Below are 19,695 nucleotides of genomic sequence, written 5' to 3'. Positions count from 1 at the left end.
CCGCCGTTGCCGCTGGCACGGCAGGCGGCACCAGCCGGGCGATGGCGGCCAGCGCCGCCGGCCATTGCGTCAGCAGCTCGCCCAGCGTTTCGTCGAGTTGCTGTGCCGTGGCGGGGCCGGGACTGGCGCAGCATTGCTCCAGCGCCGCCAGGCTGGCGGCCAGTTGTTCCAGGCCCAGGTTGGCCGCCACGCCGCGCAGTTTGTGGCTCTGCGGCAAGAGCGCCAGGTGATCGCGCGCCTCGATGGCGGCCAGCAGGGCAAGCGGCAAGCGGGGATGCTCGTGGCCGAAACGGGCCAGCGCTGCGTGGTAGGCGCTGTCGTTGCCGGCCCAGCGCTGCAGGGCGCCCGCATGGTGCAGCACTCTTGCGCCAGCGGGCGCGCGGCTGTCATCGGCCGGGGCCGCCGCCAGGCCCAGCACGCGGGCGATTTCCTGCGACAGCGCCTGCCATTCGACGGGCTTGGTGGCGAACCCGTCCATGTCGGCCGCCCGCGCCGCCTTGCGGTGCGCATCGAGCACGCTGGCCGTCATGGCGATCACGGGCACGCGCGGGCGGCCATCGCGCAGGGCGGCGGCGCGGATGGCTTGCGTGGCGGCCAGGCCATCCATGCGCGGCATTTGCAAGTCCAGCAGCAGAATGTCGAAGTCGTCCTGCTGGGCCAGCTGCAAGGCTTGCGCGCCATCACCGGCCGTGACCACCGTGTGGCCGCGCTTGCCCAACAGCAGACTCAGCAGTTCCAGGTTTTGCGGCACGTCGTCGGCGGCCAGCACGCGCAGGGGCGGCAGGCGCACGCTGCGGCGTTCGCTGGCGGGCAGCGCCGCCTGGCGTGCCGGCAACAAGGGCAGCATGACGTGGAACACGCTGCCGTGCGGCACGCTGGCGTCGGCCCAGATACGCCCCTGCATCAGGGTCACCAGCTGCCTGCTGATGGTGGTGCCCAGGCCCGTGCCGCCAAAGCGCCGCGTGGTCGAAGCGTCCGCTTGCACGAAGGGATCAAAAATGGCGTCGCGCCGTTCCGCGGAGATGCCGATACCGCTGTCCCGCACCAGCAGGTGCAGCTGGCCATCGTCGAGGCGCGCCGTCAGGCTGACGCCGCCGCTGGGCGTGAACTTGATGGCGTTGTCGAGCAGGTTGCCCAGCACTTGCCGCATGCGCAATTCGTCGCCATGCAGCACGGCCGGCAGTTGCGGGTCGTACTGCACCTCCATGCGCAAACCCTTGTTGCGCGCATGGACGCCATACGTGGACGCCAATTCATCGACCAGCGCTAGCAGGCTGTAGTCGCGCATTTCCAGCGCCACGGCACCCTTGTCCAGCTTGGCCGTATCGAGCACTTCGTTGAGCAGGCGCAACAGCGAGCGGCCGGACTGGCGCACGGTATTGAGGTGACGCCGCTGCTCCGGCGCCAGCGGCGAGTCGAGCAGCACATCCGTGAAACCGAGGATGGAATTCATCGGCGTGCGGATTTCATGGCTCATGTTGGCGACAAAGCTGGCCCGCGTGGCGGCCGCCAGTTCCGCTTTTTCCTTGGCCATGCGCAAGTCCTCCTCCATTTGCCGCCTTTCGCTGATGTCGAGGATGACGCCGTCGACCCAGCGCACGGCGCCTGCCGCATCGTGTACGACGGTGCCCCGCTCCCACAGCCAGCGCGCCGTGCCGTCGGCATGCAGCAGCCGGTATTCCAGCAGGTAGGGCTCGCCGCTGGCCACGCTGCGGTTGAAGACGCCGACGACGTAGGCGCGCTCTTCGCTGGCGATCAGGCCCGTGATGCTGCGGCGCGGCGTGGCGCCGATAAAGTCGGCGGCCGGATAGCCGGTGACGGCTTCCACGCCATCGCTGATGAACAGCATGGGCTGGTTTTCCGCCGTGGTGCAGCGAAAGGCGATGCCGGGAATATTACCGATCAGCGAGCGCAACTGTTGCTCGCTTTCGCGCAGGGCGGCCAGCATGGCGCGCCGTTCGCTGATGTCGGTAATGAACAGCACATACAAATCCTGGTCGGCCAGGCGCGCGCTGGCCATCGAACGTTGCACGGCCACGGGGGCGCCATCCTTGCGCAGGTAGACGATTTCCTCGCTGGTGTGGGACACCTCGCCTTCGCCCGTGCGCAGGTAGTGCAGCAGGCCGTGTCGTTCCGACTGGCGCACGTCGCTGACCAGCACGCTGATATGGCGGCCGACAATTTCCGCCGACCGCCAGCCGAGGATGCGCTCGGCGGCGCCGTTGAAGTCGATGATGCTGCCGTGCCGGTCGATGGTGATGACGCCGTCGACCGTGCTCGTCAGCAGGGAACGCATCCAGTGTTCGCTCTGGTTCAGGTGGCGAAACAGCTCGCGGTAGCGCAAGAGGCCCACGGCCGAGGCAACCAGGATGGTCAGGGCGATGGTCAGCAGGGTCACGCTGATCACCAGTATCGGCCGGTTGGCATCGGCATCATTGCCGGGCGGAATCGTCCCCACGAAGCGGGCCGCCTGCATGCCCATGTAATGCATCCCCGTAATCGCGCAACCCATGACGCAGGCGCTGATCAGCGTGCGCTGCGACGAGGGCACGCGGCTGCTCCAGCCGCGCAAGCCGAAACGTATCCACAGGGCCAGGGTGGCCAGCGCCACGGCAACGACGAGCGACAGCGCGAACAGCAGCGGATCGTAGCGCAGCGACAGGCCTACACGCATGGCCTGCATGCCCGTGTAATGCATGGCGCCAATGCCCAGGCCCACCAGCAAGCCGCTGCGCAGCAGCAGCGGCGCCGTGACGGCGCGCCGGCTGATGGTGGCCAGGGCCACGAACGAGGCCGCCACGCTGGGCACGATGGACAGCAAGGTCAGGCCCGGGTCGTAATCGACGCTGGTGCTCAGCTCGAAGGCCAGCATGCCGATGAAATGCATGGCCCACACGCCGCAACCCAGCGCCAGGCTGCCGGCCAGCAGGCACAGCAAGTGCAAGCGGCGGCTGATGCTCGCCTGGGCGCGGCTGTACGCCGTCATCTGGAAAGCCATCCACGACGTGAAAATGGCGATCACGAGCGACAGCAGCACCAGACCCGGCGCATGCTGGCCGTGATGCAGCTGGGCCGGGTCGGCGGGAAGGTGGAACAGGTGCTGGACGCTGGCAGGTATCATCGTAGGCAAACGGGTGGCGCGTTGGCGCCGGCATGGACGCCTGCCGCCACTGCGGGTGATCGATGCGAATTACCTTACCAGATTTCAGGAAACAAATATCTTAATTGTAATTATTTTCCCTGTCGTGCAAGCTGTTCCCGAGCGGGACAGGTGGGTCGCGGACTTGTCGTGCCCGTGGAATGGCGATGCTGGCGAGGAAGTTGCCATCAGGAATTGTGTGGTTTTTTTGCAAGGTGCGACGCCTTGCCGGGTGTCATGCTACATTCGCGTCCTGTTTTTTCTGAAAGGATGACGATGCCTTTAAGTGACAACTTCTTGCGGCATAATCAGCAAGCCTGGGATGCCCAGGCTGTACAGAACAGCCCATGGTCGCAGCCTGTCGACAGCGCCACCATCGCCGCGGCGCGCGCCGGGCGGTGGCAAATCCATTTGACGCCCGGCCCCTTGCCGGCCGGCTGGCTGGGCGATGTGCAAGGTAAGCGTATCCTGTGCCTGGCCGGTGCCGGCGGGCAGCAGGCGCCCGTGCTGGCCGCCGCCGGCGCACACGTGACCGTCTTCGATTTATCTGGGCAGCAACTGGCGAAAGACCGCATGGTGGCTGAACGCGACAGCTTGCACCTGGCCACCGTGCAGGGTGACATGCGCGACCTGCGCCACTTTGCCGACGCCAGTTTCGATGTCATCGTGCACCCCGTGTCGAACCAGTACGTGCCCGACATCGCTCCCGTATGGCGCGAATGCGCGCGCGTGCTGGCTGACGGCGGCGTGCTGCTGAGCAGTTTCTTCAATCCGGCCGTGTTCATCGGCGACCGCGATCCGCAATGGGCAAAGCAGGGCTTGATACGTCCCCGTTTTGTGCTGCCGTATTCGGATGTGGAGGATATGCCAGCCGATGCGCTGGCGGCCCGCATGGACAGGGGCGAGGCGCTGATCTTCGGCCATGGCCTGGACAGCCAGATCGGCGGCCAGTTGGCGGCGGGTTTCGTGCTGGCAGGCTACCACGAGGAAATGCATCCCCACCCGCGCTTTGAAATTGAAAAATACCTGCCCAGCTTTATCGCCACGCGCGCCGTCAGGCTGGCGCGCGCGATAGCTTAGTTGTACGGCTGCAGATCGAGCCACACGGCATACGACAGGCGCTTGCCGTTCCACAGACCGCCGCCGCGGATGACGGCGTCGCACGAGGTCAACTGGCCCACCAGGTCCATGCGGCCCAGGTTGCGGCGCAGGCGCAGCGCGTCGTTGTGCGACAGATAGCCGACCAGCACGCCATCGATGAAGACGGCGATGGCCTTGTCCTGGAACGGGTTGGCGTCGTCGCAGACGAGCAGTGCCAGGCATTTTTCTTCCGCATTGCCGGGACCGTGTTCGCCGGCCAGTTTGGCGATGGCGGGCTGGTACATCGCTTCGTTTTCCACTTCCGACGCAAAGCGGCCCTCGTCGCTCCAGTGGTGCGCGGGTGCGCCGGGAGGAATCGCGGGCACGTACTGGCGTACCGAGACGAGCGGCTTGTGCAGCGGTTTGACGGGCGTGCGGCCACTGAAGACGTAGTACAGCAGGGCGATGACGATCACGATGGCAAGCAGGTAAAGCATGGTATCTCTCTGATTTCGAAGGGGGGAGCCGGGCTCGCGGGCGCGCCGCGCGGCGTTGCCGCTACTATAGCAAGTTCGCCGCCCGGATCCGGGTATATCTGGCCATGATCTGCCGCCGGCGCCGCAGCGCCAGCGGGTCGGCCAGCACGATGGGCGAGGCGCCAGTCAAGCCCGAATAATACTGGCCGTGGCGGCGCAGCACGAAGGCGTAGGCGCGCAGCGCGTGGCCGTGCGCCAGCATCCGCGCGTCGCAATCGACCTCGATGGCAAAGCGCAGCCGGTGCAACTGCCACCACAGGGGCAGGTTCCAGGGCATGAGCACGATCAAGGCATGCGCCACGGCCAGCAGCAGCGGATCGCGCGCGGCCAGCCGACATCGCTCGTGCGCCAGCAGCAGCGCTTGTTGCTGGGGCGGAATCAGCTGCAGCCAGACGGGCATCACGATGCGGGGGCGCAGCAGCCCCGCCACGCAGGGGCCGATGCCGCCGCTCAAAAATACCGGCGTGCCCAGCAAGGTGCTCTTTTGCCAGCGGCGCTGGTGCGACAGCAGCCAGGCGCTGCGCAGTAGCAATATCAACAACATGCCCATCGACAAGACAAACCAGCCCAGCTTCAGCTGCGCCTGTTCCGCCGGCATGGCCCCTAGCACGCCGGGCAGCCATGCCAGCGGCAAGAGGACGGACGCGGCGATGGCCGCCAGCCACAGCCAGCGCGTCGTGCGGCCGCGCCGCTGCAGCACGGGCTCGGCGCGCCAGGCGGCAACGCTCAACAGTAGCGCCAGCGCCATGCTGGAAGCCAGCCAGGCCGGCACTAGCGTGTCAGCGCCATGCCGACGGAGGCGGGCGCCGTGTGCTTGAAGCCGAATTGCGCATACAGCTCTTGCGCCTGGCCATCGGCGATCAGGCTGACGTACGCGCTTTCAGGCACCTCCGTCTCGATGAATTGCATGATCTCGCCCATGATGCGCTTGCCCAAGCCCTTGCCCTGGTGGGCCGGCAGCACGGCGATATCGGTGACCTGGAAGAAACAGCCGCCATCGCCGATGACGCGGCCCATGCCCACCACCTCGTCGCCATCCAGGATTTGCACGGCAAACAGCGAGTTCGGCAAGCCCTTGGTTGCCGCCGCCGCGCCTTTTGGGCTCATGCCGGCGGTAACGCGCAGGTGCTGGTAGGTGGCGATGGAGGGAATGGCCAGGCGGATGGTGTAGGGCGATGCTGCGGTCAAGACGGTCTCCTGTGCAATATGGATGGAATGACCATTATAGGCGGCACGCTTTATTCGCCGCGCGCTATGTTGTCCGGAGCGCTTTTGCGCTATGGTGGCGTCATCCATTTATTTGTTGAAAGCACGCCATGTCCGCAGGATTTACCGCCACCGAGTTGTCCGTCATTAATGAAGACGACGCCCTGATCACCACCCTGGCCGCGCCAGCCGGCAAAGGCGAGCCCGTCTACCTGATGCTGCAGCGCGCCGATGAGTATGACGAGCAGGACGTGGCCATGGGCATGGACGAGCCCTACATCGAATACTGTGGTCAGGAGTTCGCCTGGTATGGCCACATGCACGCCGTGATTTTGCATCCGAACCGTTTGTCCGTGCAGATGGATGCCGAGGCGGCCATGCAGATGGATGACGACGGCCAGATCGACGTGCGTTTCAATTTGACGCCGGAGCGCTACGCCCAGCTGCAGCAGGCGCTGCGCACCACGTTCGAGGGCTGTGATTATTATCGCGAGGAACGTTGATTTGCGTGGACGGCGCCGGCCAGTTGGCCGGCTTGCTTGCTCACGCAGGCACTGGCGTAAAAAAACCCGCAGTATCTGGCGATGGGCGGGTTTGATCAGGTACAACCAAGTGTTCTGTGGTGCCGGGAGCCGGAATCGAACCGGCACGCTGTTTCCAGCGCGGGATTTTGAGTCCCGTGCGTCTACCTATTCCGCCATCCCGGCAACGCGAGACGCATTATCACTGATTTGTCACAATCTGGCAAGTTTTATGCTTGGCGTGCGTTTGCAGAAGTATGGAGACTCTTTGAGCGCGCCGATTCCAGCGCAAGAAGCGGAGTGCCGCGCCTGGCCTGCCGTCCTATCGTATCCCTTCATTCACTTGGAGGGATATCCCATGAAGCAACTGGAAAACAAGGTCGCCATCATCACGGGCGCCAGCTCGGGCATCGGGCATGCGGCGGCGCGGCTGTTTGCCCGCCATGGCGCGCGGCTGGTGCTGGTGGCACGGCGGCGGAAGGAGCTCGATGCGCTCGTGGCACAGCTGGCGGACGGCGGCGCGCAAGCCGTGGCTTGCGTGGGCGATGTGGGCGACGCCGCGTGCGCGCAAGGGGCCGTGGCGCTGGCGCTGCAACGCTTTGGCGGCCTCGATATCGCTTTTAATAATGCGGGCACCCTGGGGCCCATGGGGCCCACCCAGGAAGTTGCCCTGGAAGACTGGCGGGCGACGGTCGATACCAACCTCACCAGTGCCTTCCTGGCGGCCAAGTATCAGCTGCCTGCCATGGCGGCGCGCGGCGGCGGCTCGCTGATTTTCACGTCCACGTTTGTCGGCCATACCTTGGGCATGCCCGGCATGGCGGCGTATGCGGCCAGCAAGGCGGGCGTGATCGGCTTGACGAAGGCCCTGGCGGCCGAGTATGGCGCGGCAGGCATCCGCGTGAATGCCTTGTTGCCAGGCGGTACCGATACGCCGTTGGGGCGGCAAGTGGCCAGTACGTCCGAAGCGCTGGCCTTCGTGGCGGGACTGCATGCATTGAAACGCCTGGCCACGCCGGACGAGATCGCCCGCTCGGCGCTGTACCTGGCCTCCGATGCATCGAGCTTTACCACCGGTACGGCGCTGCTGGCCGACGGTGGCGTGTCCATCGTACGGGCATAAAGAGGTGCTGAAACGCCGACGGCCCGGGGATGAGCCGGGCCGTCGGTGGTGCTGCTAGATCAAACTCAGTTGTGAGCCGAGTTCAGCTGACGCGCGATGATGTCGTGGTTGAGCCAGACGACCGGTGCCGGCGGTTCCGACATGGTGTGGAACATCAGCGGGCCCGTGCCTTCCAGTACCAGCGAGCTCAGGTGGTCGGTGATCAGTTCCTTGCGGTCCTTGTGCAGCTTGGTGATGTCGTCCGAGGTGCCGATCATGACTTCGGCCAGCTCCGGGGTGTTGTCCATCGGCCAGGCGGCGAAGTTGCGGAACTGCACGCTGGTGGCGTCGCCATTGTAGGCGGCGATACGGTCGAGCAAGTCTTGCAGCGCAACGCCGTCTTCCAGCAAGCCCTGGCAGGTTTTCCACTGCTCTTCGGCCCAGGCCGCGCCGCCTTCTTTTTTCAGCGCGTCGAGCAGCGGGAACAGGGACAGCTCCACGCCGACGAAAATGTCGGACGAGTTCGTGCGGATTTCCGGGCAATTGAACACGGTGGCCTTGATGCCTTTGTCCCACGCGGCCTTGGCCACGTTTTCCAGGCGCATCTTCGCCAGGCCTTGCGTGTAGTTGCTGTAGGTTTGCCACTGGTACTTGCCGTCGATCAGGATTTCGGTACCGTGGTAGCCGTAGGCGCTGTAGCGCACCTGGCCGCCCGTTTGCTCGATGCGGGCGCGGATGGCGGCGCTGCCGTCGATCAAGTGCTGCAAGGTGTTGGCCGTGACTTCGTCGAAGTTCATCAGGATCAGCTTGCCCAGGTCGCTGTCGAGCAGGGCGCGCGAGGACATGAAGCGCTCGCCGCGGCCTTTGTAGATGCGGTTGGCGATCGCCAGGAAGACTTTGACTTTCGGAATGCCGCCAGCCATGGTGTGGGCGAAATACACATTGCTGCCGTCAGGAATCAGGCTGTCCAGCTCGGCCATGGCTTTCGCCACGGAAGCGCTGAAACGGGCGATGCCGGCTTCGCGGCAGCGTTCGATCTGCGCCCAGTCCAGCTTGTCTTCCTGCCAGCTCTTCAGGGTCATGTCGGCCAGCAGGGCCGTCGGCGTCGGTTCGCCGGCTGGCGCGTCGAGGTCGAAACCGGCCATCAGCGGCACATTGATGATGCGCCCGCCCAGGTTGGCTTCCGCTTCGGCCAGCTCTTCCGCGTTCAGCGGGCGCAGCGCCATGTTTTCATCGCGGCGGCCGACCGTCATGCCGACGATATTCATGCCCGCCTTGCGCGCCTCGTCCAGCAAGCCATTTACATAGCCGCGGCCGAACAGCTCGCCGAACAGCACAAAGGTGTCGCCCTTGCGGAAGATATTTTTTTGCGGGATGTCTCTTAAGGACGTGATCTCGGTCATGGTGTCAATTCATTCTAAAATTAGCAGGGCAGATGGCTGATGCGACTGCCCGCTGGTTCAACATAGTTGTAAATTATGCGCCATTTCAGCGAGGAAAATCCTGTTGCGAACGATTCTCGTCTGGAATGGCATCTTCTTCTGCATGCAGCTCTTATTCTTTCGCCATGGCGTATTTTACGCTGCCACGGGGCACAGCGCCCGCGGACAGGGTCAGATAAGCCCGGAAGGCGCCGATATTACCTCAGCTTGGCCGCGCAGGTAAGCAGAATTGATTTAGAACAAATCCTGCTGGCCCGACACAAGCCGTGAAAAATCGTCGCCCAGGAAGGGCAGGATGGCGTCGGCCACCGGCTGCAGCTGGCGCGTCAGGTAGTGGTGGTAGTCGATGGGCGAGCGCTGCGTTTCCAGCGGTTCCGGCCCCGCCACCGTGATGACATAGCTGATCCAGCCGCCGTTCTGGTATTGCAACGGCCGGCCCTGCGCCAGGTTATAGGCATCGGCCGTGCGCGCCGCGCGCACGTGGGGCGGCACGTTGCGCTGGTAATCGTCGAGCGGGCGGCGCAATCGCTTGCGGTAGACCAGCAAGGCGTCGAATTCGCCGCGCACCGTGCGCGCCACGTAGTCGCGCACATAGTCCTGGTAGGCGGCGCGCTGGAAGATGCGCCGGTACAAATCCTGCTGGAATTGCTGCGCCAGCGGCGTCCAGTCGCTGCGCACGGTTTCCAGGCCCTTGTAGACCATGTCCTCGCTGCCGTCGGGTTTGCCGACCAGGCCCGCGTAGCGCTTCTTGCTGCCTTCTTCCGAGCCGCGGATGGTGGGCATCAGGAAACGCCGGTAATGCGTCTCGAATTCCAGCTCCAGCGCGTTCTCGAGGCCAAACTCGTCGCGCAAGTGGGCATCCCACCAGGCATTCACGTGCGCCACTAGGGCGCGGCCGATCTTGCCCGCCTCTTCGTCGCTATGCGCCGTTTTCAGCCACACGAAGGTGGAATCCGTGTCGCCATAGATCACTTGATAACCGTGCTCGGTGATCAGCTCGCGGGTGCGGTGCATGATGTCGTGGCCGCGCAAGGTGATCGACGAGGCCAGGCGCGGATCGAAGAAGCGGCAGCCGCTCGATCCCAATACGCCATAGAACGCGTTCATGATGATTTTCAAGGCTTGCGACAGCGGCGCGTTGCGCTCGCGCTTGGCCGTCTCGCGCCCTTGCCACACCTGCTTCACGATGGCCGGCAGGCAATGTTTGGCCCTTGAAAACTGCGCACCCCGGTAGCCGGGCACGGTATCGGCTTCGTCGCCACTGGTACCCACCACCAGGCCTACGGGATCGATGAGGAAGGTGCGGATGATGGATGGATACAGGCTTTTGTAGTCGAGCACGAGCACGGAGTCGTACAGGCCCGACTGGGAATCCATGACGAAGCCGCCGGGACTGTTTTCGCCGGAGACGTCGCCCAGGTTGGGCGCCACGTAACCTTGCCGGTGCATCAGCGGCAAATATAAATGCTCGAAGGCGGCCACGGAGCCGCCGCTGCGGTCGGCCGCCAGGCCCGTCACGCTGGCCCGTTCCAGCAAGAAGGTCAGCAACTCGGTCTTGGCGAAGATGCGTGTGACCAGCTCGCAATCCTTGAGGTTGTAGCGGGCCAGCGCCGGCTTGTCTTCGCGGAAACGCCGGTCGATTTCGGCCATGCGCTGGTAGGGATTGTCGATGGACTTGCCTTCGCCCAACAGCGTTTGCGCCACGTTTTCCAGGCTGAACGAGGAAAAATTCCATGTCGCGGACTTCAATGCTTCGATGCCGTCGATGATCAGGCGTCCCGCCGCGGCCGCGAAATAATGTTCCTGCTTGCCGCCATGCTCGCGCCATTCCATGACGGCGCCGCCGCGTCCCAGTTTCAACGGTATCTGGTAGCGCTCGGCGTGCTGGCGCAGCACGCGCAAGTCGAACTGCACCAGGTTCCAGCCGATGATGGCGTCGGGATCGTGGCGCTCCATCCACGTGTTCAGGCGCTCGAGTATCTGTGCGCGGCTGTCGCAGTATTCGAGGTCGAAGTCCAAGGCGTCATCGCCGCCGTTTGGCGGCCCCAGCATGTAGACCTGGCGCTGGCCGCAACCTTCCAGGGCCAGCGAATACAGCTCGCCATGTGCCGTCGTCTCGATATCGAGCGACACCAGTTTCAATGTGGAGCGGTAGCCGGGCGCAGGTTTCAGCTGCACTTCCGTTTCTCCGCTGAACGTTACCGGCGCCGTGATGAAGCGCTCCATCAGGTAGCGCTCGGGCGGGCGGATGTCGGCTTCGTACACGTCGACGCCATGCGCGCGCAGCTGCTTTTCCAGCTTCAGCAAATGCCGGTATTGCTTGCAGTACAGGCCCAGCACGGGGCGGTGGTGGAAATCGCACAGCGACAGGGGACGCAGCTCCGCATGGCGCTCGCCGCGCAGCAGTTGTTGCGCCTGTTCCTGCTGCTCCATGGGAATGAAGGCGACGGCCGTCTGCACGGGCAGGCGCACATGACGGGGCCCGGCGTCCGTTGCCAGCCAGAAATCGACTTCCGTGCCGGCGCTCGTGTCGCGCCAGTGGCGGGTCAGGATGAAGCCCTGTTCGGGCGTGTGCTGGGTGTTGCCTGTCATGGTGCCGTGAGTGTCGGATGTGCTGGCCTGCACATTACAGCAAGCTGACGCAGGGCGGGGGCGGTTGCGGCTATAATTTTCTGCATCGAAGACGATAACAAGAGCGCGCCGCGCCACCCACCCCGGAGACAGCATGCAAGCAATCAGTTATGTACACGGCGCCCACGAGACGCCGTTGATCGGCGACACCATCGGCGCCTACCTGGACGGCATCGCCGCCCGCTACGGCCAGCACGACGCCCTGATCGTGGCGCACCAGAACGTGCGCTGGACGTATCTTGAATTCCAGCAGCGCGTGCACCGCCTGGCCGCCGGCCTGCTGAAACTGGGCTTGCAGCCGGGCGACCGGGTCGGCATCTGGTCGCAGAATTGCGCCGAATGGGTGCTGACGCAGTTCGCCACGGCGAAAGCTGGCTTGATCATGGTCAACATCAATCCGGCATACCGGCGCTCGGAACTCGAATACGTGCTCGACAAGGTGCAATGCAGCGCGCTGATCCTGTCGCCCAGCTTCAAGTCCAGCGACTACCTGGCCATCGTGCAGGACGTGGTGCCGGACATCGCCCGCTCGCGGGCCGGCGCCCTGCAATCGCCGCGCCTGCCGCAATTGCGCCACGTCATCCGCCTGGGCACGGCCGCCACGCCGGGCATGCACAACTTCGATGCCTTGATGGACGGCATCATGAATGCCGACCTGGCGCACCTGGAAGAAGTGAGCGCTGGCTTGCAGTTTGACGACGCCGTCAACATTCAGTTCACGTCCGGCACCACAGGCGCGCCGAAAGGCGCCACCTTGACGCACCACAATATCCTGAACAACGGCTTTTTCATCGGCGAAGCCATGCGCCTCACCGAACGGGACCGCTTGTGCATTCCCGTGCCCCTGTACCACTGCTTCGGCATGGTGCTGGGCAACTTGGCTTGCGTCACGCATGGCGCGGCGATGGTGTTTCCCGGCGAAGGCTTCGATCCGAAAGCCGTGCTGGAAACCGTGCAGGCCGAGCGCTGCACGGGGCTGCACGGCGTGCCGACGATGTTCATCGCCATCCTCGACCATCCTGACTTCAAGCAATACGATCTGTCGAACTTGCGCACCGGCATCATGGCCGGCTCGCCCTGCCCGATGGAAGTCATGACGCGGGTCATCGAGCTGATGCACATGGCCGAAATCACGATTGCCTATGGCATGACGGAAACGTCGCCCGTCAGCTTCCAGACATCGATCGAGGACCCGCGCGAAATGCGCGTGTCGTCCATCGGCCGGGTCCATCCGCACTTGGAAGTGAAAATCATCGATGCGGAAGGGCGCATCGTGCCGCGCGGCGAGAAGGGAGAGTTGCTCACGCGCGGCTATTCCGTGATGCAGGGCTACTGGGGCGACCCTGAAAAAACCAGCGAAGCCATCGACGCGGCGCGCTGGATGCACACGGGCGACCTGGCCGTGATCGATGACAACGGCTTTTGCAGCATCGTCGGCCGCTCGAAGGACATGGTGATACGCGGCGGTGAAAACATCTACCCGCGCGAAGTCGAGGAATTCCTGTATCGCCACCCGAGCGTGCTCGACGTGCAATGCGTGGGCGTGCCGGACGCCAAGTATGGCGAAGAGTTGTGCGCCTGCATCATCTTGCGTCCCGGCACGCAGGCTACCAGCGACGACATCCGCGCCTTTTGCGACGGGCAGATCGCCTACTACAAGATTCCCCGCTACGTGCGTTTCGTCGAGGAATTCCCCATGACGGTGACGGGCAAGATCCAGAAATATGTCTTGCGCAAGCAGGTAGCCACGGATTTGGGCTTGAGCACGGAGTAAGGTTTTCGCCAGCCCATAAAAAAACACCGGGACGCTCGCGCGGCCCGGTGTTTTTTTATGGATTCAGCGTAAAGCTCAGGCCATCGCGGCTTGCGGTGCGCGCGCTGGCGTGCGGCGGCGCATGAAGGCCAGCAAGCCCAGGCCTGCCAGCAGCATGGCATAGGTGCCTGGTTCCGGCACGGCCGACACGTTGACCGTGTTGAAGCCGGCGCCGTTCATCGCGACGTGGCCATAATTGATCGAGCTGACCGAATTGGCGATCAGGGTGCCGTTCATGTCGCCCGAACCCGAGAACGCGCTGTTCGGCGCCAGGATGCTGCCGTTGATGCCGACGTTCTGCAGGTTGGTGGTGGTGGCGTTGGCGAAGTTGAACAGCGTGCGGTTGGCGAAGCTGGCGAAATTGTCGAAGCCGCCGCTCATGGTGATGTTGCTGGCCGTGCCATTGATGATGATGCTTGCCGTGCTTTTCAGCGAGGACAGGTCCAGGGTCAGGTTATGCAGGTTCGACGCATCGATGTTGAAAATATTCACGTCGGCGTTGACATTGCCCACCAGGGTCATGTTGCCGTACTGCGAGATGACGGTACCGTTCGATTGCAGCTTGGCCACGTCGCCCGACAGGGTCGTCAGTTGCTGCTTGGCGCCCGCGAAGTCCAGGGTGGAAGCGTTGCCTTTGCTGATGTTGTTCGTTGGGAACCATTGTGGCGCCGTCAGGGTGGCGTTAGGGTTGCTGACGCCGTACACGGCCGAACCGCCGAGCGTGCCCCAGCCCGTGTTCAGGTTACCGCCAGCAACGACCGAATTGACGGCGTTGCCTGGTTTTTTGTTCGTGCCGACGTTGTAGTTGTCGAGGTAGATATTGCCGCCGGCGGCGATGCTGCCGCCGACGCTGGTAAAGCCGCTGGCGCCGCTGCTGCCGATGTTGCCGAAGATGAAGGCCGAGTAGCCATTGGCGACGCCGAGGTCAACCACGGTGGCCTGGGCCGAAGCGCTGAAGGAGAAGGCGAACAGGGCGGCGCTGATGAGCGGCAAGGTGCGGGTAGCAAATAATTTCATGGACAATCTCATAGTAAATTGGGGGACGAATAGGGCGGGAAAGCAAGACACCGCCATCGCGCAGTCCGCTATTATAATATAAAAAACAATGTTAGTTCAATTTAGGTAATTAACTATATTTTAAGGCAACACTTTTCCTGCGGGCGGCAATTGTCTGGCGGACATAAAAAAACCGGGGCTGGCCCGGTTTTTTTGTACTTACTTGACGCGCTGGTACAGGCGGAAACGCTCCACGTCATCCGTGGGGCGGCGTCCTTCCCACAGTTTGATCCAGTCCGCGCCGTGATGCTCGGGCAGTTGTTCCTTGCTGTCGGGAACCTTGATGCTGTCTTGTAACAAGAACACATCGCATTGCTGCTGCCCCACGCTGGCAAACGGCAGGTGGCCGAAATAGGCGAACGAGGCGCGCTGGGCGGCGCCGACGTTGCTGTTGATGCACTTGCTGCCTGGCGGCAGATGGACGGAAATCTGGTGCGCCACGCTGGCGTAGCTCTTGCTGTAGTTCAGCGGCGGCAGGAACAAGGTCATGATCAGCACCCAGATCAGGATCAGGCCGCCGGACGACAGCACCACGGCGCGCCACAGCACGGCCGGCTGGCGCGAGATGCGCCAGTGCACCAGCGCCACCCAGCCTGCGCTGGCGCAGGCTGCCACGAAGAAAGCCAGCAAGTCCAGCTCGGGCTTGAAGCCGGGCATGAGTTTCAGGGCGTTATGCGACAGTTTCGGTGGCCAGCCCGTCAGGATGGCGAACCAGAACAGCCACAGCGCGAGGGCGCAGATGGTCAGCACCATCACGGAGAACCAGTCGATGGCGTTGATGGCGCCCCGTTTCATGGTCAGCAAGCCGAACGCGGCCATCACGGCCAGCGGCGGCAGCAGGGGCAGCAGCTGGCTCGGGTCGGGATCGGGATGGCACAGGCCCAGGATGGCCAGCATGGCGACAAAGGTCAGCGGCACGACGATGTGCAGCACGTGGTGCTGGCGGCGCCAGGCGTACACGGCCCAGGCGGCGAACGGCCAGGCGGGCCAGAAGAACCAGATGCCGACACGCAAGAAGTATTGCAGGCTTTTCAGGCTCGGGGCGCTGAACTGGCGGCAATTCCACTCCATCCATGCCTGCAGCGGCGAGTGGCCGTACGGACGCAGCCATTCGCCCGGCAGCAGCCAGACGAGGGTCAGCGCGATGCCGATCAGGATGGCCAGCGCCAGATGGCGCACGCTGCGCAGCAGCGGCAGGCGCAGGAAGACGGTGCACAGCAGCAAGGCGATGCTCAGCGCCGCCGGCGTGATCCAGCCGCGTGCGAGGGTCAGGCCGCCCAGCGCCAGGCCCAGCAACGCTGCATTGCGCACGGACGGGCCTTCCACGTAGCGCACGGCGCGGTACAGCAGATAGGCCATCAGGGACACGTACAGCGCTTCGGCCGTGATGTCGTGGCTGTGCTGCAGCAGGCCCAGGCAGCCCAGGTAGATGAGCACGGCGGCATCGGCCAGGGTGCGACCGAAGTCGTCCGGCTCGGGCTGGCCGCCGAAGGCAAGGCGCAGCGGCTGGGCGTCGTTGCGGCGGCCCAGATTGAAGGCGGTGTACCAGACGGACAGTGTGCTGACGACGAAGATGCCGATGGTCGACATGCGCGCGCCGAAGACGTCGCCGTCGATCCAGCCGAACAGCTTGATGAAGATGGCGCCCAGCCAGAAGGCCAGCGGGCCCTCGTCGGGCAGCGACAGGCCGGCGATATTGGGCCACAGCCAGTCGTTCAGGCCGCCATGCGCCATGGTCCACATGATGCCGAAACTGGCGGCGTCATCGTTCTTCCACGGTTCGCGGCCGATCAGGCCAGGCAGGATGTACAGCAGGCCTAGCGCAAACAAGGCCCATCGTGGCAGCGCGAGTGTGGCGGCGGCGGGAAGGCGGACTGGCTTCATCGATAATCGGTATCAGAATAGTGGCAAGACGCGACGAATGGCGTCGGGTATGCGCGAGTATAAAGTAAAGCGGCCAAAGACAAAAAAGGCAGCCGTGGCTGCCTTTTTTCTGGGAGCCGAAGCTGCCCTTTTTTGCCGCAATGCGGCAAAAATTAGCCTGCTGCGACTGCGGTTTTCGAACCAACCGAACCGAACTTCTGACGGAACTTCTCGACGCGACCAGCGGTATCGACGATTTTGTGCTTGCCCGTGAAGAATGGGTGCGATTCAGCCGAAACCTCGATCTTCACCAGTGGGTATTCTTTACCGTCATGGGTGATTTTTTCGCGGGTTTGGATGGTCGAGCGGGTGACGAATTTGAAATCGCACGACAGATCGTGGAAAACAACTTCGCGGTATTCTGGATGGGTATCGACTTTCATGGTCTTCTCTCTAGTTTGGTAGCCAAACAGCACTTCGTCGGTCGTCTTGCTTCTTGACCCGATTGCCGATCACTTGCCAGGGTTAAAATAATGCAACCGCAGATTATATAGCGCTTTCAGGCTGGCGGCAATAAAAAAGCCGCTCGAAAGCGGCATTGCATGATCGCGAGTGATCGGCGTGGCGCAACGTTGGTCGGATTAGCGCGCAAGCGCGTAATCCGACAACACCACCGCCTGCGCCAACAATGTTGTCGGATTACGGCCCTGCGGGCCTAATCCGACCTACGATACACGACAGGCGAATTTAACCGCCGCGGCGCATCATGTCGAAGAACTCGGCGTTATTCTTCGTGGCTTTCATCTTGTCGAGAATGAACTCCATCGCCTCGATCTCGTCCATCGAGTACAGCAACTTGCGCAGGATCCAGATTTTTTGCAGTTCGTTCGGCTTGATCAGCAGTTCTTCGCGGCGGGTACCCGATTTGTTCAGGTTGATTGCCGGGTAGACGCGTTTTTCGGCCAGGCGGCGTTCCAGATGCACTTCCATGTTGCCGGTACCCTTGAATTCTTCAAAGATCACGTCATCCATGCGCGAACCCGTTTCGATCAGCGCCGTGGCGATGATGGTCAGCGAGCCGCCTTCTTCGATATTGCGCGCGGCGCCGAAGAAGCGTTTTGGACGTTGCAGCGCGTTCGCGTCGACACCACCGGTCAGGACCTTGCCCGAGGCAGGGATGACGGTGTTGTAGGCGCGGGCCAGACGGGTGATCGAGTCGAGCAGGATGACCACGTCTTTTTTCATTTCGACCAGGCGCTTGGCTTTTTCCAGCACCATCTCGGCCACTTGCACGTGGCGCGTGGCCGGCTCGTCGAAGGTCGAGGCGACGACTTCGCCGCGCACGGAGCGTTGCATTTCGGTCACTTCTTCCGGACGTTCGTCGATCAGCAGCACGATCAGCGTGATATCCGGGTGATTTGCCGTGATCGCATGGGCGATGTGCTGCAGGATCACGGACTTGCCGGATTTCGGCGATGCCACCAGCAAGCCGCGCTGGCCTTTGCCGATCGGGGCGATCAGGTCGATGATGCGGCCGGTGATGTTTTCCTGGCCATTCATTTCACGTTCCAGGCGCAGCGGCTCGTTCGGGTGCAGCGGCGTCAGGTTTTCAAACAGGATGCGGTGCTTCGAGGCTTCCGGCGATTCGCCGTTGACCTTGTCGACTTTGACCAATGCGAAATAGCGTTCGCCATCTTTCGGGGTCCGTACCTCGCCTTCGATCGAATCGCCGGTGTGCAGATTGAAGCGGCGGATTTGCGAAGGGGAGATGTAAATGTCGTCGGTGGACGCCATGTAGCTGGCGTCGGGCGAGCGCAGGAAGCCGAAGCCGTCAGGCAGCACTTCCAGGGCGCCGTCGCCAAAAATCTGTTCGCCGGACTTGGCGCGTTTCTTCAGGATAGCGAACATCAGCTCCTGTTTGCGCAAGCGGGCCGCGTTGTCAATGTCAAGACCGATCGCCATCTCAAGCAGGGCGGATACGTGTAGGGCCTTTAGTTCGGATAAATGCATATGTGTTGAGTGTCCCGAGACGGGATGTAAAGGTAGGGGAGGGGACTGCGTGGCGTTGATTAATTATTGGGGAAGGCTGTGCACGAATGAGGGCAAAGCCGCTTCCCGGTCTATCCAGTCAGGCGGCGCTGCGGGCGCAGCGCTGCCCATCATACATTAAATGTTGCTGTCGACGAAAGCGGTCAACTGGCCCTTGGCCATGGCGCCTACTTTTTGAGCAGCTGCAACGCCATCCTTGAACAGGATCAGGGTCGGGATGCCGCGGATGCCGAACTTGGCAGGCACTGCCTGGTTGGCGTCCACGTCCATCTTGGCGATCTGGATGCGGCCGGCGTATTCCTTGGCCACTTCTTCGAGGATCGGGGCGATGGCCTTGCAGGGACCGCACCATTCCGCCCAGAAGTCGACCAGTACTGGCAACTCGGATTTCAGGACGTCTGCTTCAAAAGATGCATCGCTAATGTGTTTGATATTTTCGCTCATATTTTCCTCAAATGAGGGTGGGATCAATAATGCCTGGAATTAACCATACGCTGGTTCGCCATCCATGCTTCCTGGAATGCAATGAGAAGATGGGGACAATGGGCACGAATTCAATGTTCTTGGAAGGTGCGACCAGAGGTATGCAGGCGGGGATGGCTGAAATAATAACCCATTTTTTCAAAGCGTGGCGATTATTGCAGAAAAACTTGAGGCATATCGCCAGCATATCGCTCCTGCAGGTGCCGGCAGGGCGCCAAAGCCGCATGCCTGCTGGCCTGCAGCGCCGTACCCGCCCCTCCTGCCTGGTCCTGAGATCAGGCTTGCGCGCTGGCCTGACGCGCCGTGTGCTGCAATTGCAAGTTCACCATCAGCTGCAATTCCGCGCTTTCCATCGGCTTGCGGAAGGTGCCCAATATATGCAGGCCGTTGGCCATGGCCAGGCGCTCGGCCGCCAGGCGCACGGCCGAATGCAGGCCCGACAGCAGGACCACGCCGCCGCGGAAGCCGTTTTCAGCCGCCATGCGCAAGAATTCGATGCCGTCGATGTCGGGCATGGACAGGTCGCAGATCAGCAGGTCCGGCTGGTGCTGCTTCAGGGTCGACAGCGCCTGTTCGCTGTGCGACTCGCAGCGGATGTCGAACGGGCCCATTTGTTCGAGCATGTCGCTGAGCACGTCGAGCATGAAAACGTCGTCGTCCAGCAGCAGCACGCGCAACGGCGCCAGGCCTGCTTCATTGTGTTCCTGGCTTGTTTGGTTGGATACAGTATTCATCGTTCAGTCTTTCTGTTGATATGCATCGCTGTCGATGCCG

General features: G+C 62.9%; 15 protein-coding genes, 1 tRNA gene and 2 pseudogenes. 4 read left to right on the top strand and 14 right to left on the bottom strand.

Translation table 11 applies throughout. The features are described 5' to 3' along the window. A partial coding sequence (locus tag VM94_RS16425; protein WP_082127743.1) for an MHYT domain-containing protein occupies positions 1–3,121 on the bottom strand: 3,121 nt, incomplete at its 3' end. 288 nt (positions 3,122–3,409) lie between these two features. On the opposite strand from VM94_RS16425, the gene VM94_RS16420 reads away from it, so the two are divergent. Beyond that, entirely contained in the window at positions 3,410–4,219 is an 810-nt protein-coding gene (locus VM94_RS16420; RefSeq protein ID WP_138828979.1) for a class I SAM-dependent methyltransferase, read from the top strand. Here VM94_RS16420 and VM94_RS16415 read toward each other — a convergent pair. The 3 genes from VM94_RS16415 to VM94_RS28740 form a co-directional block, all read right to left on the bottom strand. Next, positions 4,216–4,716, bottom strand: coding sequence for a hypothetical protein (locus VM94_RS16415; protein WP_046684357.1), 501 nt, complete (start codon positions 4,714–4,716; stop codon positions 4,216–4,218). The two genes, VM94_RS16420 and VM94_RS16415, sit on opposite strands and share 4 nt — an antisense overlap. Before the next feature lie 64 nt (positions 4,717–4,780). Then, positions 4,781–5,503 carry a M56 family metallopeptidase gene (locus VM94_RS16410; RefSeq protein WP_138828980.1) on the bottom strand — a complete coding sequence of 241 codons (723 nt, stop codon included), beginning with the start codon at positions 5,501–5,503 and terminating at the stop codon, positions 4,781–4,783. Positions 5,504–5,526: 23 nt separating this feature from the next. Next, positions 5,527–5,943 (bottom strand): GNAT family N-acetyltransferase, encoded by a 417-nt coding sequence (locus VM94_RS28740; protein WP_046684356.1) that lies wholly within the window; start codon positions 5,941–5,943, stop codon positions 5,527–5,529. Between the two features lie 128 nt (positions 5,944–6,071). Between VM94_RS28740 and VM94_RS16400 the strand changes: the two genes are divergently transcribed. Further along, positions 6,072–6,464, top strand: a complete 393-nt coding sequence (locus VM94_RS16400; RefSeq protein WP_052140012.1) for an Imm10 family immunity protein — start codon at positions 6,072–6,074, stop codon at positions 6,462–6,464. Positions 6,465–6,581: 117 nt separating this feature from the next. Here the strand turns inward: VM94_RS16400 and VM94_RS16395 are convergent. Beyond that, a tRNA-Leu gene (locus tag VM94_RS16395) sits at positions 6,582–6,668 on the bottom strand. A 172-nt stretch (positions 6,669–6,840) separates the two neighbouring features. Between VM94_RS16395 and VM94_RS16390 the strand changes: the two genes are divergently transcribed. Continuing rightward, on the top strand, positions 6,841–7,605 hold the full coding sequence (locus VM94_RS16390; RefSeq protein WP_046684355.1) for an SDR family oxidoreductase: 765 nt from the start codon (positions 6,841–6,843) through the stop codon (positions 7,603–7,605). A gap of 65 nt (positions 7,606–7,670) precedes the next feature. On the opposite strand, the gene VM94_RS16385 is transcribed toward VM94_RS16390, so the two are convergent. Together VM94_RS16385 and VM94_RS16380 are read right to left on the bottom strand one after the other, a co-directional pair. Then, positions 7,671–8,987, bottom strand: coding sequence for an enoyl ACP reductase FabMG family protein (locus VM94_RS16385; RefSeq protein ID WP_046684354.1), 1,317 nt, complete (start codon positions 8,985–8,987; stop codon positions 7,671–7,673). 273 nt (positions 8,988–9,260) lie between these two features. Beyond that, positions 9,261–11,618 carry a DNA polymerase II gene (locus tag VM94_RS16380; protein ID WP_046684353.1) on the bottom strand — a complete coding sequence of 786 codons (2,358 nt, stop codon included), beginning with the start codon at positions 11,616–11,618 and terminating at the stop codon, positions 9,261–9,263. 133 nt (positions 11,619–11,751) lie between these two features. On the opposite strand from VM94_RS16380, the gene VM94_RS16375 reads away from it, so the two are divergent. Then, on the top strand, positions 11,752–13,431 hold the full coding sequence (locus tag VM94_RS16375; protein ID WP_046684352.1) for an AMP-binding protein: 1,680 nt from the start codon (positions 11,752–11,754) through the stop codon (positions 13,429–13,431). Positions 13,432–13,506: 75 nt separating this feature from the next. Here the strand turns inward: VM94_RS16375 and VM94_RS29415 are convergent. The 7 genes and pseudogenes from VM94_RS29415 to VM94_RS16345 form a co-directional block, all read right to left on the bottom strand. Then, positions 13,507–13,626: pseudogene (locus tag VM94_RS29415) on the bottom strand (PEP-CTERM sorting domain-containing protein); the annotation flags it as partial. A 51-nt stretch (positions 13,627–13,677) separates the two neighbouring features. Continuing rightward, a pseudogene (locus VM94_RS16370) lies at positions 13,678–14,487 on the bottom strand (choice-of-anchor A family protein); the annotation flags it as partial. Between the two features lie 198 nt (positions 14,488–14,685). Next, positions 14,686–16,410, bottom strand: coding sequence for an ArnT family glycosyltransferase (locus VM94_RS16365; RefSeq protein ID WP_046684350.1), 1,725 nt, complete (start codon positions 16,408–16,410; stop codon positions 14,686–14,688). Between the two features lie 152 nt (positions 16,411–16,562). Further along, positions 16,563–16,832: a type B 50S ribosomal protein L31 gene (locus VM94_RS16360; protein WP_034746247.1), complete on the bottom strand. Its 270-nt coding sequence runs from the start codon at positions 16,830–16,832 to the stop codon at positions 16,563–16,565. 304 nt (positions 16,833–17,136) lie between these two features. Further along, complete coding sequence (gene rho / locus VM94_RS16355) at positions 17,137–18,399, bottom strand: transcription termination factor Rho (protein ID WP_010401543.1); 1,263 nt, start codon at positions 18,397–18,399, stop codon at positions 17,137–17,139. 156 nt (positions 18,400–18,555) lie between these two features. Then, positions 18,556–18,882: a thioredoxin TrxA gene (gene trxA, locus VM94_RS16350; protein WP_034780502.1), complete on the bottom strand. Its 327-nt coding sequence runs from the start codon at positions 18,880–18,882 to the stop codon at positions 18,556–18,558. A 314-nt stretch (positions 18,883–19,196) separates the two neighbouring features. Next, positions 19,197–19,655, bottom strand: coding sequence for a response regulator (locus tag VM94_RS16345; RefSeq protein WP_046684349.1), 459 nt, complete (start codon positions 19,653–19,655; stop codon positions 19,197–19,199). Between the last annotated feature and the right edge of the window lie 40 nt (positions 19,656–19,695).

Source organism: Janthinobacterium sp. KBS0711 (assembly GCF_000988085.1).
Classification (GTDB): Bacteria; Pseudomonadota; Gammaproteobacteria; order Burkholderiales; family Burkholderiaceae_D; genus Janthinobacterium; species Janthinobacterium lividum_E.
Note: the sequence above shows the minus strand (reverse complement) of the source record. Positions and strands in the feature narration are given on the sequence as shown.